Annotated in this window: 15 protein-coding genes and 1 riboswitch; all 15 genes read right to left on the bottom strand. The window is 36.8% G+C overall.

The genetic code is table 11. The annotated features are described in order from the left end of the window. Positions 1–138 precede the first annotated feature (138 nt). A complete protein-coding gene (locus EO120_RS00770) occupies positions 139–1,413 on the bottom strand; it encodes an amidohydrolase family protein (protein ID WP_127133600.1) in 1,275 nt (424 codons plus the stop codon). 12 nt (positions 1,414–1,425) lie between these two features. Next, positions 1,426–2,769 carry an NCS2 family permease gene (locus EO120_RS00765; RefSeq protein ID WP_127133599.1) on the bottom strand — a complete coding sequence of 448 codons (1,344 nt, stop codon included), beginning with the start codon at positions 2,767–2,769 and terminating at the stop codon, positions 1,426–1,428. A gap of 223 nt (positions 2,770–2,992) precedes the next feature. After that, positions 2,993–3,091: riboswitch (purine riboswitch) on the bottom strand. Between the two features lie 71 nt (positions 3,092–3,162). Beyond that, positions 3,163–3,870 (bottom strand): DNA recombination protein RecO, encoded by a 708-nt coding sequence (locus tag EO120_RS00760; protein WP_164725707.1) that lies wholly within the window; start codon positions 3,868–3,870, stop codon positions 3,163–3,165. Continuing rightward, positions 3,851–5,185: a hemolysin family protein gene (locus EO120_RS00755; RefSeq protein ID WP_127133598.1), complete on the bottom strand. Its 1,335-nt coding sequence runs from the start codon at positions 5,183–5,185 to the stop codon at positions 3,851–3,853. The genes EO120_RS00760 and EO120_RS00755 overlap by 20 nt, the downstream gene beginning before the upstream one ends. Positions 5,186–5,306: 121 nt before the next feature. After that, on the bottom strand, positions 5,307–6,200 hold the full coding sequence (gene era, locus EO120_RS00750; RefSeq protein ID WP_127133597.1) for a GTPase Era: 894 nt from the start codon (positions 6,198–6,200) through the stop codon (positions 5,307–5,309). Next, positions 6,193–6,669 (bottom strand): rRNA maturation RNase YbeY, encoded by a 477-nt coding sequence (gene ybeY, locus EO120_RS00745; RefSeq protein ID WP_127133596.1) that lies wholly within the window; start codon positions 6,667–6,669, stop codon positions 6,193–6,195. Before ybeY ends, era begins: the two co-directional genes overlap by 8 nt. A gap of 1 nt (position 6,670) precedes the next feature. Next, positions 6,671–7,639 carry a PhoH family protein gene (locus tag EO120_RS00740; protein WP_127133595.1) on the bottom strand — a complete coding sequence of 323 codons (969 nt, stop codon included), beginning with the start codon at positions 7,637–7,639 and terminating at the stop codon, positions 6,671–6,673. 9 nt (positions 7,640–7,648) lie between these two features. Then, complete coding sequence (mnmL, locus tag EO120_RS00735; protein ID WP_127133594.1) at positions 7,649–8,614, bottom strand: tRNA modification radical SAM protein MnmL/YtqA; 966 nt, start codon at positions 8,612–8,614, stop codon at positions 7,649–7,651. Between the two features lie 109 nt (positions 8,615–8,723). Next, positions 8,724–10,466, bottom strand: coding sequence for a B12-binding domain-containing radical SAM protein (locus EO120_RS00730; RefSeq protein WP_127133593.1), 1,743 nt, complete (start codon positions 10,464–10,466; stop codon positions 8,724–8,726). Between the two features lie 67 nt (positions 10,467–10,533). Next, entirely contained in the window at positions 10,534–10,896 is a 363-nt protein-coding gene (locus EO120_RS00725; protein ID WP_127133592.1) for a DUF4229 domain-containing protein, read from the bottom strand. Positions 10,897–11,054: 158 nt separating this feature from the next. Next, positions 11,055–12,503, bottom strand: a complete 1,449-nt coding sequence (gatB, locus tag EO120_RS00720; protein ID WP_127133591.1) for an Asp-tRNA(Asn)/Glu-tRNA(Gln) amidotransferase subunit GatB — start codon at positions 12,501–12,503, stop codon at positions 11,055–11,057. Beyond that, positions 12,500–13,960: an Asp-tRNA(Asn)/Glu-tRNA(Gln) amidotransferase subunit GatA gene (gene gatA, locus EO120_RS00715; RefSeq protein ID WP_127133590.1), complete on the bottom strand. Its 1,461-nt coding sequence runs from the start codon at positions 13,958–13,960 to the stop codon at positions 12,500–12,502. Before gatA ends, gatB begins: the two co-directional genes overlap by 4 nt. An 11-nt stretch (positions 13,961–13,971) precedes the next feature. Then, positions 13,972–14,262: an Asp-tRNA(Asn)/Glu-tRNA(Gln) amidotransferase subunit GatC gene (gene gatC / locus EO120_RS00710; protein WP_127133589.1), complete on the bottom strand. Its 291-nt coding sequence runs from the start codon at positions 14,260–14,262 to the stop codon at positions 13,972–13,974. Positions 14,263–14,411: 149 nt separating this feature from the next. After that, positions 14,412–16,406, bottom strand: a complete 1,995-nt coding sequence (ligA, locus tag EO120_RS00705) for an NAD-dependent DNA ligase LigA (RefSeq protein WP_127133588.1) — start codon at positions 16,404–16,406, stop codon at positions 14,412–14,414. Between the two features lie 92 nt (positions 16,407–16,498). Then, positions 16,499–18,688 carry a DNA helicase PcrA gene (pcrA, locus tag EO120_RS00700; RefSeq protein ID WP_127133587.1) on the bottom strand — a complete coding sequence of 730 codons (2,190 nt, stop codon included), beginning with the start codon at positions 18,686–18,688 and terminating at the stop codon, positions 16,499–16,501. Positions 18,689–18,713: the final 25 nt, after the last annotated feature.

Below are 18,713 nucleotides of genomic sequence, written 5' to 3'. Positions count from 1 at the left end.
TCTGTATTGTAATAGTATAAGTAATTTCATTCATAGCTATACAAAATATTCATATCTATAAATTATACATCCACTATACATTTATGCATTGATACATTGATACTATGTAGTTACACTGACATAGAAAATTTCAAAATTCTATATAGATAACTGCTGACCTCTGCAATAACGATTAGCAATTTGGCGGTCATCTCCGATATAGAGCCATCGTTCTAATCTTTCTAAAGGACTGCGTACATTCATATCAAATAAACTAGAATCATCGATAACGAGAGCATCAAATTCATACCCTATTTCAAAGGATCCTACATTACCAAAAAATTGACCGCCTCCACGAGTAGCTCCGTAAAATCCTTCACTTAATGTAAGAGGTTTATAGTCTTTGTCTACTTCAGCCCATTTCATTTTAGATAAGCCTATGGCCTCTGTTAGAACACGTGCCATTGATGTTAAGTGCCCACCAGAAATATCAGATCCTAGAGAAATCGGTACCCCTCGCTCTAATAATTTGCGTATAGGAGCGATGCCACTAGATAAATTATTATTCGAATACGGACAATGAGCTACTAATGTATTGGTCTGTGCTAATATATCAATTTCATCATCACTAAGATGTATACAATGAGCCATTATACAAGGCTGAGTACCTATAAGATGATAATCTACATAAACAGATGTATAATCTTTTGATTTTGGAAAGAGTGCGGCCACCCAATCAATTTCTCCTCGATTTTCTGATAAATGTGATTGTACTGGTAGATTATATTTCTTTGCTAATCTACCTAATTCTCTCATCAATGGCCCAGAACAAGTAGGCGCAAATCGAGGTGTTATAATAGGTCTCACATAAGGTTCAAATTGCTCAGCTACTAAAATGGCTTGCATTGTATCTACAATGGATTGATTGCTATCTTCCAGTAAATACTCTGGTGAATTTTGATCCATATTAACTTTACCCACATAGGCGCATATCTTCGCATCTGCTACAGCCTTCATAAGCTCAACAGTACCTTGTAAATGCACAGTACCATATATTACAGCCCGAGTAGTACCATTTCTGACCAAATCATTAACAAATGACGTATATACCATGTTAGCATAAGCAGTATCTTTAAATTTTTCTTCTTCTGGAAAAGTATATGTATTGAGCCAGGGCAATAATTCCATATCCATGCCAAGGCCACGATTGCAATATTGCGGTCCATGTACATGAGTATCTACAAATCCAGGAATAATTAATGTATCCCCATAATCCGTAATATGATAATCCTCATATTCTATGGGCAACGATTCACCAACGTATTGAATGCACGGTCCTTCAACAACGATATATCCATTTTCAATAATGGTGAAAGCTTCAGGACTTTTAGTAAACAAAATATGCCCTTTTACAATTTGTATATTCCCGTTCATACTATCACCTCTTTACATAGCAAAGTGAATGATAAAAGCGATTGTTAATGCATACATAATAGGATGAATGTCTTTAAAACGACCGGTAGCCATTTTAATTAAAGTATAGGATACAAAACCAAAGGATATACCTTGAGCGATACTAAATGTTAATGGCATCAATAAAATTGTTAAAAATGCAGGCAAAGCCTCAGTAAAATCACTAAAATCTATATGAATTACTTCACTTATCATAAATACACCTACAATAATGAGTACTGGTGCTGTGGCTTGTGCCGGAACTAACAAAAATAAAGGGGCAAAAAATAAAGATACTACATATAGTAAACCCGTTACTACTGCCGTTAAACCAGTGCGCCCACCATCAGCTACACCAGCAGCACTTTCAATATAGGAAGTCACTGTAGATGTACCAATAATAGCACCACCAGCAGCCGCAATAGACGTACAGAGTAATGCCTTGTTAAGACCTTTAAATTTGCCATCAGGCCCTACTAAGTTAGCTTTTCTAGTAACCCCAATAAGGGTACCAATATTATCAAACATATCAACAATGGTAATAGAAAAAATAATAGACACAATTCCGTACGCAAATGCGCTTTTAATATCAAATTGACCAAATGTATCTACTGGTATTGGAGGTACTAAGTTAAAAATATCGGACAAAGACTGCGGTACTTTTGTAATCCCTAATGCCATAGCAAGCACCGTAGTAATAACCATACCAATTAATAATCCACCCTTGACTTGTTTAGCCAAAAGAACGCTTGTAATAATTAGGCCAAATAAGGTCAGTAATACAGCGGGATCTTGCATATTACCTAGACCTACAAAGGTTGCTTTATCAGCTACAATAATATGAGCGTTTTTAAAACCAATGAAAGCAATAAATAAGCCTATGCCAACACCTATAGATGTTTTCAATACTTGTGGAATACTATCTATGATGCGATTCAATATACGTGTTACTGTCAAAATTACAAAAACGGCACCCGAAATAAATACCGCCCCTAAAGCAGTTTGCCAAGAAAGTCCCATCGAACCACAAATAGTATAGGAGAAAAAAGCACTTAAACCAAGTCCTGGGGCAATAACAACAGGAATATTCGCCACAAACCCAATGAGCATTGTAGCAAATGCGGTGGTTAATATAACAGCGGCTACCGTACTTTCACGAGGCATGCCTGAAGCAACTAATAAATTGGGGATAACCGCTAAAATATAAACAGAAGCAATAAACATGGTGACACCAGCAAAAAATTCCGTCCGTACATTGGTGCCATTGTTAGATAAGTTAAAGAACCGATCCAAGAAACCTTTCGTAGTAGAGCCTTTTCCAGTTTTTATAGTATGCATTGTACTCCCTCCTCATGGTTAAACCCAAACTGGATATAAGAATCACTTGCCTATTAAATTGTTACTGCACCATCCCTTGTATTCACGTTGTAAGTAACTAAAACATCTCCTATATGAATACATAATTTGATGGTACATATAGAGCTGCTGTCGTGTCTTCCTATTGACACAAAATCTATCCCTCCTTTATTAATGGTAAAGACAAAATAAAAACGACTACAGGAGCAAGCTAAATTGCTCTTGTAGTCGTGAATTACGGTTCGCGCTAGAAAGCCTTGACCCATTTCGCCAAGGGTATACAAGATGAGGTAAAACTATGAAATTAGACTTACTTTTTTGTAATACCAAAAATGAGTTCAAGTTATTATTTAGTTTAAGTATAATTATTCTTTGCTATAAAGTCAATAAGAATTTTACACTTTGTAACTCTTTTCCAACTTCTCTTGTAGCAAAAACTAGTAAAGACTGTTCTAGCTCAGACCATGTAGATTTTGTAATTACTAAGTGCTCTTCTGATTTCCAAGCGTAATTAAGAACATGTACCAATGATGACATCATCTCCTTCGTTGGATAACGATGAGTTGCAAAGAATAACTCTTGCCAAAATGGACTACTCTCTTCTAGGGATGACAATAGATGTCCCTGGGGTACCACACCAGATTTTGCTAGGAGTTGCCACCCTAAAATTATAGTTGCTAATCTCACATTTCGATTACGTATTTGTTTAGAATAATTAGCTACAACATCAAATACACTTCGATCCACATCATATAAAGCAAATAACTCTTGTATCAACTCACTAGCTACCGCTGTATAAGCAATATTTTCAAGATTGCTGTCCAGTGTTTCTACTACATATGACCCATCAATTTGTGTAACTTTCACATACTCCCCATCAGGCACAACGGTGATGTACATACCACTGAAAGGGCGTAAAAAAGAACTATTACGCAATGTTTGTAATCTTTTGTGGGGCAGTGAAGCACGTATGATACCTAAATTTGGTGTAATAAAGGTAAATACTGAGTAAAGCTTATGTTTTTTTCGACTAATTACGATGGCTGATGTATTGAAACCACCATTAAGATTCTTGTTGATCATCCTCGTCTACAGCCTCTTCTACAGGTACTGGTACAACTCGAACACGGGAAATCCGATAGCCTTGCATTTGAATAACTTCAAATGAATAACCATAAGCCTCTACTGTATCACCTACAATAGGCGTTCGTTCTAACAAACCAAACACATATCCACCAATGGTATCTGAATCAGAGTCCTCAATATCAATATCCATAATTTCAGCCACTTCATCAACAAGGACTTTACCATCAAATTCAAAAGAACCATCTGCATAAGTCATAGTAGCTGGCAAATGGGATTCATGTTCGTCTTGAATATCGCCTACTAATTCTTCGATGATGTCTTCTAAACCAACAAGACCCACCATACCACCGTACTCATCTACTACAACTGCTTGATAGATGCGGCGTGTTCTCATATATTGTAACAAAGTAGATAGTTTCATCACCTCTGGCACAGTAAGAATATCTCGTTTCACATTGCGCAAATCTTTCTTTGCTTGATTTGGTCGTTCCATTAAATCTTTAATATGTACTAAACCGATAATATGGTCCTTATCTTCTACACATAATGGATATCGTGTATGTGCTGTAGAACGGATTACCTTCATCGCTTCATCATAGCCATCTTCAACAAAGATACAATTTACATCTTGGCGCGGTACCATAACTTCCTTAGCCATTCGCTCTACAAAATTGAATACATTATCAATCAGCTCTGATTCTACTTGATCTAATTGACCTTCTTCGTGACTGCGAGAAATCATCATACGAATTTCGTCTTCCGTATATACTAAATCAAGTTCAGTTAAGTATTTTGTTTTGTAAAATTTTAAAATACGATTTGAAATTTTACTACCTATCCAGATAAAAGGATACACCAAGCGACCTGCACCAACTACAATTCGACTATAAGTATTCACATATTTCGTTGGAAATGATAGGCCTAACGCTTTTGGTACAATTTCACCAAAGATGAGAACGATTAAGCTGATAAATAACAATAATACAACATCTAAAACATGATGAACCCAGGTACCATGAATATTAAAAACTATCATAATATCGTCGATAATAGTGTCAAATACATAGGTACCTGTGCCTGCTAAAGCGAGTATAAAAAAAAGGATTAAAAATTGTGTTGTATTGAGGAAATACTCAGGATTTTGATAGAGTTGTAACAGGAATTTACGATCTTTCTCCTCTAAAATTTCCATATCCTCTACATGCTCCTTACGCAACCGAGCAAAAGAGAATTTAGCTACCACAAAAAAATTGATTAAAAGTATACATACGATGCCAAACCCTATGGGTAACAGTCCATCTATATTATCCATTCAATTAAAACCTTTCTGCCAAAACTAATTAGCATATACTTATGATATTCTTACATTTAAATACATAAAATAGAATCTCACATATGAGAATATATAAATATTTCGTTTAAAATAAACATTATTACTTATACCCTAATTCGGATAACATACCTGATTTATTGCGCCAATCCTTTTTCACTTTTACCCATAAATCTAGATATACCTTTGTAGCTAATAAGCGTTCAATATCCACACGTGCTTCAGCGCCAATTTTACGTAACAAAGCCCCTTTATTGCCTATAATAATTCCTTTTTGAGAATCTCGCTCACAATAAATAGTAGCACGTATATAAGTGGTACCATCGGGACGTGTTTTCATTTCGTCCACATCTACAGCGATGGCATGAGGAATTTCATCACGTGTAGCTAAAAGAATCTTTTCTCGTACAATATCGGAAATGATAAGGCGCTCCGGTTGGTCTGTAATCATATCTTCTGGGAAATACTGAGGGCCTTCTGGCAAGTATTCGCCTAGTACTTTTAACAATTCAGGAAGATTTTCTTTATCCTTTGCAGAAATAGGAATGACACCAGCAAAGTCAAAATCTCCATAAGAAGCAATAGCTGCAATGAGCTCATCTTTCTTCAAGGTATCGATTTTGTTAACAACTAAAAATACCGGTACCTTTACTTTGCGTAATTGTTCGATAATAAAATCATCACCAGGCCCACGTTTCTCATTGCCTGCTACGACAAATAAAACAGCTTCTGTTTCTTTTAAAGATGCAATAGCTGCATCTACCATAAACTCCCCAAGTTTGTGTTTTGGTTTATGTACACCTGGTGTATCCATAAATACAATTTGTTTCTCTTCGTCTGTATAAACACAAATAATACGGTTACGTGTGGTTTGTGCCTTATCGGAAACAATAGCGATTTTATCGCCAATAAGAGCATTAATCATAGTAGATTTTCCTACATTAGGACGTCCTACAACAGCGACAAAACCAGATTTAAAATGTTCATTATTATTCATTATACGGTTGATCCTCTCGTACATAACCTAAATTGGAAAGCACAAATTCTTCTTCCATGCGCATTTCTTTTTTATCTTCATCTGTCATATGGTCATAACCTAAGATATGTAAACAGCTATGAGTCGTTAAATACGCCAATTCCCGTTCAAAACTATGTCCATATTCAATGGCTTGTTCCTTCGTTTTCTCAAGGGAAATAATCATATCTCCCAAGAGGTGATTTTCCGCTTCACTACCATCATAGTCTTCCCCTTCGTTGAGAGCAAAGGATAAAACATCAGTAGGTCTATCAATGCCACGATACTCTTTATTAAGTTCATGGATTTTTTCATTGTTACACAACAAGATACTCAATTCATCATCATCGAGGCCATAAACACGACTCACTTCGTCACATACCTTTTGAATGATTGATTCAATAGCTGTATCTTGTTTTATGCCTTCATCGTAACTGATATGTATATGCATATTACACTTCTTTCGCTCTTTGTTCATGATACGCATCATAAGCCTTCACAATGCGACCGACTAAATCATGGCGCACTACGTCTTGGTCTGTAAAATATACCATATTAATGCCATGAATGTTTTTCAATACTTTTTCCGCTTCTCCCAAACCAGAGGTGATGCGAGGTGGCAAATCGATTTGAGTTTTATCTCCGTTTACAACCATTTTAGAATTATTGCCTAAACGAGTTAAAAACATCTTCATTTGCTCGGCTGTCGTATTTTGTGCTTCGTCGAGAATAACAAAAGCATTTTCTAATGTACGGCCCCGCATATATGCCAAAGGCGCTACTTCAATAGTGCCTTTTTCCATAAATCGTTGCACCTGCTCAATACCGAACATTTCATGGAGAGCATCGTAAAGAGGACGCAAATATGGATCTACTTTCTCTTGTAATTCACCTGGCAAAAAACCCAATCGTTCTCCCGCCTCTACAGCAGGTCTTGTAAGAATGATTTTATCTACATTTCGATTTTTTAAATAGAAAGATGCCAAAGCTACCGCCAAAAAGGTTTTCCCTGTACCGGCTGGACCAATACCAAAGGTTATAGTATTTTTTCGGATGCTATCTACATATTGTTTTTGACCTTCCGTTTTCGGCGTAATATTCTTACCCCGCATCGTTACAGATAATGTATCTTCAAACATAGTATGAACTGCATCGGCTTTACCTTGCAACACTAGCTTGGCTGCAATACGAACTTGTGATTCAGAAATAGTACTACCTTCACGATATAAAAATACAAGCTCCTCTAATGTACGATACAATGCATTAACAGGCTCTTCATCACCTTTAATCACTACCGTGTCACCGCGGGCTACCACGTTACAAGGAATGACTTCTAACATCATTTGTAAATATCGATTATGTTGACCTAATATAGATTGTGCTAGGTCATAAGTAGGAAATGTAAATACTAATTCGCTCATAAGCATCTCCTAATCAATAAATCTACGTACTGCTTTACCATTTAAATAGTCACATAAATCGCCTTGATGGGCGTCTAATTCATCTAATTTATTGTCAATCAAATCTTGTACACGCCACCAGCCCATGGACCAATTTGTGAATAATGTATTATCCTCTGGTGCCCGTCCCACCAATCGTTGTAGCACAATATCTGGATGTAAATGGCGCACAAACTGTACAACGCGATCTGCATATTCTTCGGCACTAATCAATGTAAATTGACCTTCTTTATACCATTTTGCCATCAAAGTATCTTTTACAATATAAAGAGCATGTAGTTTTACTTGATCCACGCCTAATGATGAAAGTATCTTTGCTCCTTCGATAGTATCTTCCATTGTATCCCAAGGTAAATTAACAATCATATGGGTTGTTATATTGAATCCGTAGCGCTTAATACGCAATACCGCGTCGATAAACTGAGCTAAATCATGACCGCGATTAATCTTCTCCAATGTATGGTAGTTAACGGTTTGTAAGCCTAGTTCAATATAAATATCTTTATGAAAGCGTTCTTTAATATCTTGTAATATATTGAGATATTCATCTGCAATACAATCAGGACGCGTAGCGATAGCAATACCTACCGCTGATTCAATACAACCTTGCTCCATATAAGATTTGAAATCCACTGGAGGTAAATAAGTATTACTAAAATTTTGATAATAAGGAATAAATTTTTTTGCCTTATATTTTGGCCCAATATGAGCAATATTTTCTTCTAACTGCATGGCTACGGTCATCCAAGACGGTCTATTTTCATAACCAGCACCGATTTCTCCACAGAATGTACAGCCCCCTATGCCAACAGAACCATCTCGATTAGGACAAGTTAACGGCAATGCTACAGGTAATTTATATACTTTTTCCCCATAATGTTCTTTATAATATTTTGATACCATGCGATAACGCTTAGGTCTCGTTGTATCTGTCATAGTCCTCCTTTACAGGTCTATTACATATATGTATTAACTATTGATATTCTAATAATATTAATAAAAATATTCCATTTGCACATAAAACTATTCATATATAGATTAATGCTTATACATTAGGTCGTATAAATGGATGGACCTCTCTATTTACATCGATAATAACAGTAAAATTACCATCTGGAATTTGCTGAATCTCTAAATATTCTGCTGTATGACGACTCATGGTCATTTCTACATATTGTTGACGAATTCTACGCCATTCTTTAAACCTGTAATTAGGAATATATTCACTAGCTACCGCTTCGTTACGCCAGAAGGCTTCCCCTGCTTGAAGGAGTTCCTTCGTTTGCTTTGGCAAACCAACAGCTTCACTGCGCACCTTACCTCGATAACTTACCAATGTATCGTATTGCAATAATTCTGCTGCCACTGTATCACCTTTAGATAGAAAATAGCGATACAAAAATTCGATTTGATCGATTTCTTTTAAATTAACCTTGTGATTGCCTTCATTAATCCAGACCTGTGTCATATCACAGAAATAAGAAAAAGCATCTGCAGTTCCAGTAATCAATTGTTTTCCAATATAACCGAATACAGTTCTAAACCGTTCACTATTATAGAATCTCTCAAATACATCTTCAAAATGTTTCAAAAAACGAATTTTATCATAAGGCAACACATGGGTACTCAACACTTCATAAGGTGCCAATGGATCATACACATAATTGTATTCATTCATACGGCGTACGCCAGATCCCTTTAACAGTTTTAAAAATCCAATTTGAAGTGCATGAGGTTGCAAACTAAACAAATCATTGAAAGATTGTCCAAATCGGTCAAAATCTTCATAAGGTAATCCTACAATTAAGTCCATATGTACATGAGTATTACCAGCTTCAATAATAGGACGAATAGATTGTTGAATGTATAGCCAATCATTGTAGCGATTGATGGCATCTAAAGTTTTCTTATGTGTACTCTGTACGCCTACTTCAATTTGAATACGTCCTGCTGGGGTCGTACTTAACAAATTAGTTTCCCACTCCGTCATCAATTCCGGTTCCATTTCTAAATGGAAATTCGTATTCGTTTTTGCATCACGAATAAATTCCATCAACGGTCTATGATGATGAGGAGCACAGTTAAATGTACGATCCACAAATTTAATTTGCTTTACCCCATGATCCATAAACCATTGTAACTCTTTTAGCGTTCTTTCTAATGGAAAGAATCGTACTGTATTTTTATTACCAGATAAACAATATTGACAGGAAAATGGACATCCACGAGAAGATTCGTAGTACATAATTTTATGCTCTAAATCAGCCATATCTTTTTCAGTATATGGAAAGGGAATAGTAGATAAATCTTTAACTTCTACCACCTGAGTAGAACCTTTCAATTCACCACTACTATGGCGTCCACGGATACCTGAAATTTCAGATTCTAAACCGTCTTTACCTGCTTGTAGAGCACTAATTAAATGATAAAAAGCTTCTTCTCCTTCACCTTGCACGATGTAATCAACATTAGTGCATTCTGTTAGTAGTTCATCAGCTGTAAATGAAACCTCGGGGCCTCCCAATACAATTTTAATATCTGGACGTACAGCTTTCACAAGATCTACTACATGAAGGGTCATTTCTATATTCCAAATATAGCAAGCAAATCCTAACACATCGATGGTACGCTCTGTAATGTCATTAAGAATATGCAAAACAGGCATATTAATAGTGTATTCCACTATATCGTATGCCTGTCCATGGGCCTCACCATAAGCCTTAAGATATCTCAAAGCTAGTGAGGAATGTATAAATTTTGAGTTTAATGTTGATAAAACTACGTTCATATTACCTCATCATCATCGAATGGATATGCCACCGTCTAGTACAATATTAATATTATAGCATATATTGCTAGAACAGACCAAAGATGAAGGAGATGATAGCACCAACGAGCATAACAACACCGATAATAGTAACAATAATACCACCGAAGAAAATAATTGCTGCTGCAATAGCTGCCAATATGGCGATTAGTATAATACGGCTCAACCAACTGGATCCGCCTAGGTGAATGACTTTTACTCGTGGGCTTCCAAATTGTTCATACCCTTGCTCATATTGAGTCCGCTCTTGCTCAAAGGTTGGTGTTTCGTCTACCTTTACATCACCAGCAGATTCTTCAATGGTAATACCATCAAATTGACGACGCTCATCATCACTGAGAACACGCGTTTTACTATTATCATTTTGATTTGTGTAATTTTGATTATCCATATTCTATTCCTATAGAACAAAATAGCAACCTATGACTTGATTTAGTTACATAACTCTGAATATCTATAATAAAATATTCTTTATATAATATATAGTCATAGGCAAATAGATAGAATATCTATTTGCCTATGCATTATAGCAAAAACAACAGCATTACATTAGTCGTTTAAGAATTTTTGTAACAATTCGTTAACCATACCTGGATTTGCACGGCCTTTAGATTCTTTCATGACTTGACCTACAAGGAATCCAATAGCTTTGCCATTGCCACCTTTAAAGTCTGCTACTGGTTGTGGATTATTTGCAATCACTTGTTTCACTATTTCTTCAATAGCACCAGTATCTGTAATTTGTACTAACCCTTCTTCTTTAACAATAGTGTCAGCATCTTTACCAGATTCCCACATAGATACGATAACTTTTTTCGCAATTTTGCCAGAAATAGTTCCTTTATCGATAAGAGCAATCATAGATGCCAAATTTTCTGGACTTACTTTAGACTCACCAAAGGTTAAGCCATTTTCATTAATCATCTTAGAAAGGTCACCTAACATCCAATTAGATACCGTTTTTGCATCGGCGCCAGCTTTCACAGCAGCATCCAAATAATCAGCTGTTTTACGAGATGCTGTTAAAATAGTACTATCAGCTGTAGATAAACCATACTCAGATATAAAACGTGCAATTTTTGCGTCTGGTAATTCTGGTAAATTAGCCCGAGCATCGTTAATTTCCTCTTCAGTAATCACGATTGGTACTAAGTCTGGCTCTGGGAAATACCGATAATCGTCTTCGGAATCTTTTTTCCGCATTGCCAAAGTAATACCTTGCGCATCATCCCATGTACGAGTTTCTTGACATACCGTCCCCCCATCTTCAATGAGTTGTGCTTGACGTAATGCTTCATACTCGATAGCTTTTTGAATACCTGTTAAGGAGTTAACATTCTTTGTTTCTGTACGAGTACCAAACTCTGTAGCACCGCGAAGGCGAACAGATACATTCGCATCACATCGCAAAGAACCTTCCTCCATACGTCCATCAGATACTTCTAAATATTGTAGAATGGAACGTAATTTTTCCACATAGGCTTTTGCTTCTGCACCGGAACGAAGATCTGGTTCAGATACGATTTCTAGCAATGGAACACCTGTACGATTGTAATCAACATTAGACGAATTGGAGTCTGAAATAGTGTTACCACTATGAACAAGTTTACCTGCATCTTCTTCCATATGAATACGAGTAATGCCGATGCGTTTTGTTTGACCATCAACTTCAATATCTAAATATCCATTCAAACAAATTGGCAAATCATATTGAGATGTTTGATAGTTTTTAGGCAAATCTGGATAATAGTAGTTTTTACGATCAAATTTATTAAATTGCAAAATATCGCAATTAAGTGCTAAGCCTACTTTGATGGCATATTCAACTACCTTTTTATTAAGCACAGGCATAGCACCAGGTAAACCCAAACATACTGGACATACATGTGTATTTTGGTCACCACCAAACTCGGTAGTACAACCACAGAAAATTTTAGTCTTAGTTTTAAGTTCTGTATGAACCTCTAAACCAATGACTGTTTCGTATTTACTGCTCATAAAGAAACCTCCCCAGTTGGTGCTACTAATTGACAATCTGGTCTAGCTTGTTCAAAGGTAAACGCTGCACGAAGCAATGTTTCTTCCCCCATAGCAGGACCGAGTAATTGCAGACCAATTGGCAAGTTATTGCTAGACATACCAGCTGGAATGCTAATGCCAGGAATACCCGCCAAGTTAGCAGGTACTGTGCAAATATCTTCCAAGTACATAGCCAATGGATCATTTACTTTTTCACCAAACTTATAGGCTGTATTTGGCGCTGTAGGAGATAAAAGTAAATCGACTTTAGAGAATGCTTCATCAAATTCATTCTTAATAAGGCGACGTACTTTGAGGGCTTTCAAATAGTATGCATCATAATAACCGGAGCTCAATACATATGTACCAAGCAAGATACGGCGTTGTACTTCTGGACCGAAACCTTCTGTACGAGTTTTAGTAGACATTTCTACTAAATTATCCGCTGCTACTCGCATACCATAACTAACACCATCATAACGAGCTAAGTTAGAGCTTGCTTCTGCTAAGGCGATAATATAATACGCAGATAAAGCATATTTACTATTAGGCAATGAAACCTCAACAATTTCAGCTCCTAATTTCTTATACGTTTCAATAGCTTCATCCATAGCTTTTCGTACATCTGCACTTAAGCCATCACCAAAAAATTCCTTTGGCACGCCGATTTTAAGATTTTTTACATCATTAACGAGAGCTGTAGTGTAATCTACACGATTACCAGGAATAGATGTAGAATCCTTAGGGTCATGACCGGAAATCGCATTCAATACGAGAGCCGCATCTGTTACATCACGCGTCAATGGCCCAATTTGGTCCAAAGAAGATGCAAAGGCAATCAAACCGTAACGAGATACATTGCCATAAGTCGGTTTTAAACCTACTACGCCACAAAAAGACGCTGGTTGACGAATGGAACCGCCGGTATCAGAACCGAGCGCCCAAATAGCAGAACCGCTGGATACAGCTGCTGCACTACCGCCAGAGGAACCACCTGGTACACAGTCCGTATTCCAAGGGTTCGCTGTTTTTGCCAATGCAGAATTTTCTGTAGATCCACCCATAGCGAATTCATCCATATTGAGTTTGCCAAGGTTAACAAAATGTTGGTTTTGTAATTGCTCAATAACAGATGCATTATATGGTGGAATGAAATGCTCAAGCATTCTAGAAGCACAAGTGGCTGGCTCGTCTTTAATACAAATATTGTCTTTGATAGCCCCAGGTATGCCGGCTAATGGAGAAATAGTTTCCCCTTTTGCAATAGCTTCATCTACTGCTTTAGCAGTAGCTAATGCACTTTCATGTGAGTCAGATAAATACGCATGTACTATTGGCTCTACCTTTGCTTTATGAGCGATTACCGCTTGTGTCAATTCCACAGCGCTAATGTTTTTATTCACTAATTGAGTATGTAATTCATGAATCGTTGCCACTGTGAAACCTCCTATTCTTGTACAACGCGAGGCACTTTGAAATACCCATCTTCAGCTTCCGGTGCATTCGATAATGCTAAATCGTGAGCAAGAGATGGTTTCTCCTCATCTTCTCTAAACACATTATGTAATGGTACAGCATGTGCCATTGGTTCTACACCATCTAAATCTAATTCATTCAATTCTGCTACATATGTAAGAATATCGGATAATTCTTTTTCTATATTAGCCATATTGTTTTCTTTCACTTCTAATCGAGATAGAAATGCGATTTTTTTTATTTCGTCTTGGCTGATTTTCATCGGTCCACATCCTTTCATGATTTACCATTATATCATTTATGAAAGTTAATTTAAATAATCAGTATAATTTACTAAACTTATCAAGCATAATCCATAAAAATTAGCATTTCTAATTTCATGGTTTAACAAATCTATATCTGTTTATTATATTAAGACCACGATTTGATAAGCGCTAATAATTCTTCTTCATTTATTACGCGAATGCCTAGTTCATTAGCCTTAGCTAATTTACTGCCACTGTCTTCACCAGCTACAACGAGGGTCGTTTTTTTGGATACAGAACCAGTCACCTTTGCACCATGAGATTCTAAAATCTTACTAGCTTCACTGCGCCCCATCGATTCTAGTTTTCCTGTAAGGACAACAATTTCGCCGTCCATTTCATTACCTATCTCATCTGCCACGTTTACAGTCATAGTAAGGCCTGCTTGCATTAATCCATTGATAATTGCAATATGTTGTGGATTATTCCTGTAATCGACAATACTATCCGCCATAGTAGGACCTATTTCCTCTACAGCTATAAGCTCTTCTTTTGTAATCGTTAAAAATCTGTCCATAGAGCCTACAACACTAGCAATAGTTGATGCCGCTTTAGAACCGATTAAACGAATCCCGAGACCATATAATACGCGGTCTAATCCCCTTGTTTTAGAATCGGCGATAGCTTTTACAAGATTTTCTGCCGATTTTTTACCCATTCGCTCCATGATTACTAAATCATCTACGGTAAGATGATAGAGATCTACCACATTTTTAATAAGTTTATAACTGATGAGATTTTCTACGATAGATGGACCTAAGCCGTCAATATTCATAGCATCACGGGAAGCAAAATGGATGATTTGTTCTTTTTCAATAGCTGGGCAATATGCATTCGTACAACGAATGGCTGCCTCACCGTCACGACGCACTGTTGGGGATTCACATACAGGACAAGTGTTAGGAATAACAAATGGTTCCTCTGTGCCAGTGCGTTTATCCGTTAATACGCGAATGACTTCTGGAATGATTTCTGCTGCCTTATGAATCACAACATGATCACCAATACGAATATCTTTTTCCGTAATGAAATCTTGATTGTGTAATGTAACTCGTTTCACATTAGTACCAGACACGAATACTGGTTCCAACTCACCAGTTGGTGTTAGAACACCTGTGCGTCCAACATTAATCGTAATGTCTTTAACAATAGTTTCCACTTCTTCTGGCGCATATTTGAAAGCTGTTGCCCATTTAGGATCTTTTGCTGTAGATCCTAGGATTTCTTGATCATCAAAATCATTGACTTTAATAACCATGCCATCCGTATCATATGGTAATTCATGGCGCTTTATATTCCAATAATCAATAGCTTCAATTATTTCGTCTACTGTATGGCATAAGCGATAATGAGGGTTTACCGAAAAATGAAAGTCTTCTAACCGATGTAATAATTCCTGTTGCGTGTGAATGTTAGCACCAGCTTCAGAACCTATAGCATAAGCAAAAAAAGCTAAATTACGATTTGCCGTGATGGCCGGATCTTGTTGACGCAAGGAACCTGCTGCTGCATTACGTGGATTCACAAAGGTAGGTAAACCCTCTTCATCACGCTCTTCATTAATGCGCTTAAATTCACTGTGTGGCATATACGCTTCACCGCGAATTTCAATGAAATCAGGAGCATTTTCTAAATATAATGGTATGGATTTTATAGTACGCACATTAGCGGTCACATCTTCCCCTACCCGGCCATCACCACGTGTAACGGCACGTATAAGAACACCATGTTCATAATGTAAATTTACTGCTAGTCCATCGATTTTGAGTTCCACCACATACCCTGATGTTCTACGACCTAACTCCTTTGTAATACGATTATCGAATCCCCGTACTTCATCAGCGTTAAACACATTGGAAAGGCTCAACATAGGACGTCCATGAACAACTTTATCAAAAGGACCTTCTACCTTTAATCCTATACGCTGTGTTGGTGAAGAAGAAACTATATATTCTGGGTGAGCAGTCTCTAGATTAACTAATTCTCTATATTTTTGATCATATTCATAATCACTCATGAGAGGCGCATCTTTTACATAATATAAGTATTGTGCATGTGTTAATTCATGTTGTAATATTTCAATTTTCTGTTTTATATTCATATTTCACCCTATTGTAATAATAAACATTAGAGACTGATATAATTGTTGTTACATTCTTAATGTAACTAATACAAATACATATCTATAAGTGTCTAAACTTTTTTTACGGGCGCAAATTTAGCCATCACTACACGTACACCTTGAGTCGGAAATTCTATGGTTAATTTCATTCCTGCTCCTTGTCCATCTACACCTACCACTTTACCATTTCCCCATTTACTATGAAGCGCTGTATCACCTATTTTCCAGTCTGCAATCACTTCGTTTCGAATAATCGGTTTTGTTACAGGACGACTAGTAACGGACATATGTTGAGGTACATGGCGTTTAATATCATCTGGAACTTTACGTTTTGCACGCAATCCATCGATTAATTCCGCTGGAATTTCATCAATAAATCGAGATGGTAAATACGCACTAGTGCGACCAAATACAGTACGCGTAGTAGCATTTGATATAAATAACTCTTTTTCTGCCCGTGTAATACCTACATATGCCAAACGTCGTTCTTCTTCAATTTCCTCTGGATTCATCAAAGTGCGACTGTGAGGGAATAATCCTTCTTCTAAACCACAGAGGAATACGATAGGAAATTCGAGACCTTTTGCAGCATGTAATGTCATAAGTGTTACTTTGGATTCTTCCTGCTCAAAAGAATCTACGTCATTAACGAGGGCTACTTGTTCCAAGAAATCCTCCACAGTACCAGTAGGATTTGTATCTTGGAAGTCTTTTGCTACAGATAAAAGCTCACCAATATTCTCAGCACGAGCTTGATCCTGTGGGTCTGTACTCTCTTCTAATTGTGCTAAGTACCCCGTTCTATCAAGTATAGCCTCTAAAATATCCAGAACCGATTTATCATCCATTTCAGCAACTAATGTAAAGATTAAAATACCAAATTCTTCTAGTTTTTCCTTTGTTTTTCCTTTAATAGAATCTACTAAGTGCAATTGTGTTAACGTCATAAACAGGGACGTTCCATTGGTCCGAGCATAGTCTTGTAATTTCGATACCGTAATGGCTCCAATACTACGTTTAGGCACATTGATAATACGCAACAGGCTTAAATCATCAAAAGGATTGTAGAGAACGCGTAAATAAGCGAGCACATCTTTAATCTCCTTACGATCGTAGAATTTAGTACCGCCTACCATCGTATATGGTAATGCCCGTTTAATAAGCCCCTCTTCAAGCACACGAGATTGTGCATTGGTACGGTATAAAATAGCCATATCACCATAAGGTATGCCGTGAATATCATGTTTTTTCACAATCATATCGCCTATGAAAGCGGCCTCTTCATGTTCCGATTGTGCCGTAAAATGTTGAATTTTAGCCCCTTCTGTTTTATCCGTCCACAAATTCTTTTCTGGGCGATCTTCGTTATTATCAATGACTGCATTAGCAGCATCTAATATAATTTTAGTAGAGCGATAATTTTGTTCTAATTTAATAGATGTGCAATTAGGATAATCCTTTTCAAAATCTAAAATATTTTGAATATCTGCACCACGCCAAGCATAAATACTTTGATCTGCGTCACCTACGACGGCGATATTCTTCCAATGACTGCTCAACAAGGAAGCCAATAAATATTGTGCATGGTTTGTATCTTGATACTCGTCGATCATAACATATCGGAATCGTTTACTGTATTTATCGAGCACTGCTGCATTAGTTTGCAATAATTTAACGGCTACCAACAACAAATCATCAAAATCGAGAGCATTATTTTTACGTAGCTCCCGTTCGTAATACTCATATACATCTGCTACTTTTTGTTGATAAAAATCTTTGGCTTGCTTTCTAAAATCTGAAGCAAAGAGCAACTTATTTTTGGCATCAGAGATAGCACCGATCATAGCACCAACAGGATAGTATTTATCATCCAAATTCAAAGCTTTTAAAGCAGCCTTAATAACGGCTTGAGAATCAGATGTATCATAAATCGTAAAATTGCTGTTATAGCCAAGGAAATTATCTAATTCAAAACGAAGAAATTTTGCACAAAAACTATGAAATGTGCTGAGCCAAATTCGATTTGCCACATCCCCTACTAAGCTTTCAACACGGCTTTTCATCTCTTTAGCAGCTTTATTGGTGAAAGTAATAGCTAGTATTTCATAAGGATTTACACCTTGTGATAATAAGTAAGCAATACGCACAGTAAGAACTTTAGTTTTACCAGATCCAGCACCAGCCAAAATCAGTAAAGGCCCCTCTGTATGCTGCACTGCCTGTGCTTGTTCACGGTTTAAACCATCTAATAGTGATTGCATAAACACTCCTTTTTTCTCGTATATT

The sequence above is a fragment of the Veillonella caviae genome (assembly GCF_003992125.1).
In the GTDB taxonomy this organism is placed as follows: Bacteria; Bacillota; Negativicutes; order Veillonellales; family Veillonellaceae; genus Veillonella; species Veillonella caviae.
The sequence above is the reverse complement of the archived record's forward strand: the minus strand, read 5'-3'. Positions and strand labels throughout refer to the sequence as shown.

Excerpts from the sequence above, each read along its gene's own strand:
- EO120_RS00765 (WP_127133599.1), bottom strand. The coding sequence starts at position 2,769 with ATGCATACTATAAAAACTGGAAAAGGCTCTACTACGAAAGGTTTCTTG.
- EO120_RS00770 (WP_127133600.1), bottom strand. The coding sequence starts at position 1,413 with ATGAACGGGAATATACAAATTGTAAAAGGGCATATTTTGTTTACTAAA.
- EO120_RS00725 (WP_127133592.1), bottom strand. The coding sequence starts at position 10,896 with ATGGATAATCAAAATTACACAAATCAAAATGATAATAGTAAAACGCGT.
- pcrA (WP_127133587.1), bottom strand. The coding sequence starts at position 18,688 with ATGCAATCACTATTAGATGGTTTAAACCGTGAACAAGCACAGGCAGTG.
- ligA (WP_127133588.1), bottom strand. The coding sequence starts at position 16,406 with ATGAATATAAAACAGAAAATTGAAATATTACAACATGAATTAACACAT.
- mnmL (WP_127133594.1), bottom strand. The coding sequence starts at position 8,614 with ATGACAGATACAACGAGACCTAAGCGTTATCGCATGGTATCAAAATAT.
- gatB (WP_127133591.1), bottom strand. The coding sequence starts at position 12,503 with ATGAGCAGTAAATACGAAACAGTCATTGGTTTAGAGGTTCATACAGAA.
- EO120_RS00760 (WP_164725707.1), bottom strand. The coding sequence starts at position 3,870 with ATGATCAACAAGAATCTTAATGGTGGTTTCAATACATCAGCCATCGTA.
- EO120_RS00755 (WP_127133598.1), bottom strand. The coding sequence starts at position 5,185 with ATGGATAATATAGATGGACTGTTACCCATAGGGTTTGGCATCGTATGT.
- ybeY (WP_127133596.1), bottom strand. The coding sequence starts at position 6,669 with ATGCATATACATATCAGTTACGATGAAGGCATAAAACAAGATACAGCT.
- gatC (WP_127133589.1), bottom strand. The coding sequence starts at position 14,262 with ATGAAAATCAGCCAAGACGAAATAAAAAAAATCGCATTTCTATCTCGA.
- era (WP_127133597.1), bottom strand. The coding sequence starts at position 6,200 with ATGAATAATAATGAACATTTTAAATCTGGTTTTGTCGCTGTTGTAGGA.
- EO120_RS00730 (WP_127133593.1), bottom strand. The coding sequence starts at position 10,466 with ATGAACGTAGTTTTATCAACATTAAACTCAAAATTTATACATTCCTCA.
- EO120_RS00740 (WP_127133595.1), bottom strand. The coding sequence starts at position 7,639 with ATGAGCGAATTAGTATTTACATTTCCTACTTATGACCTAGCACAATCT.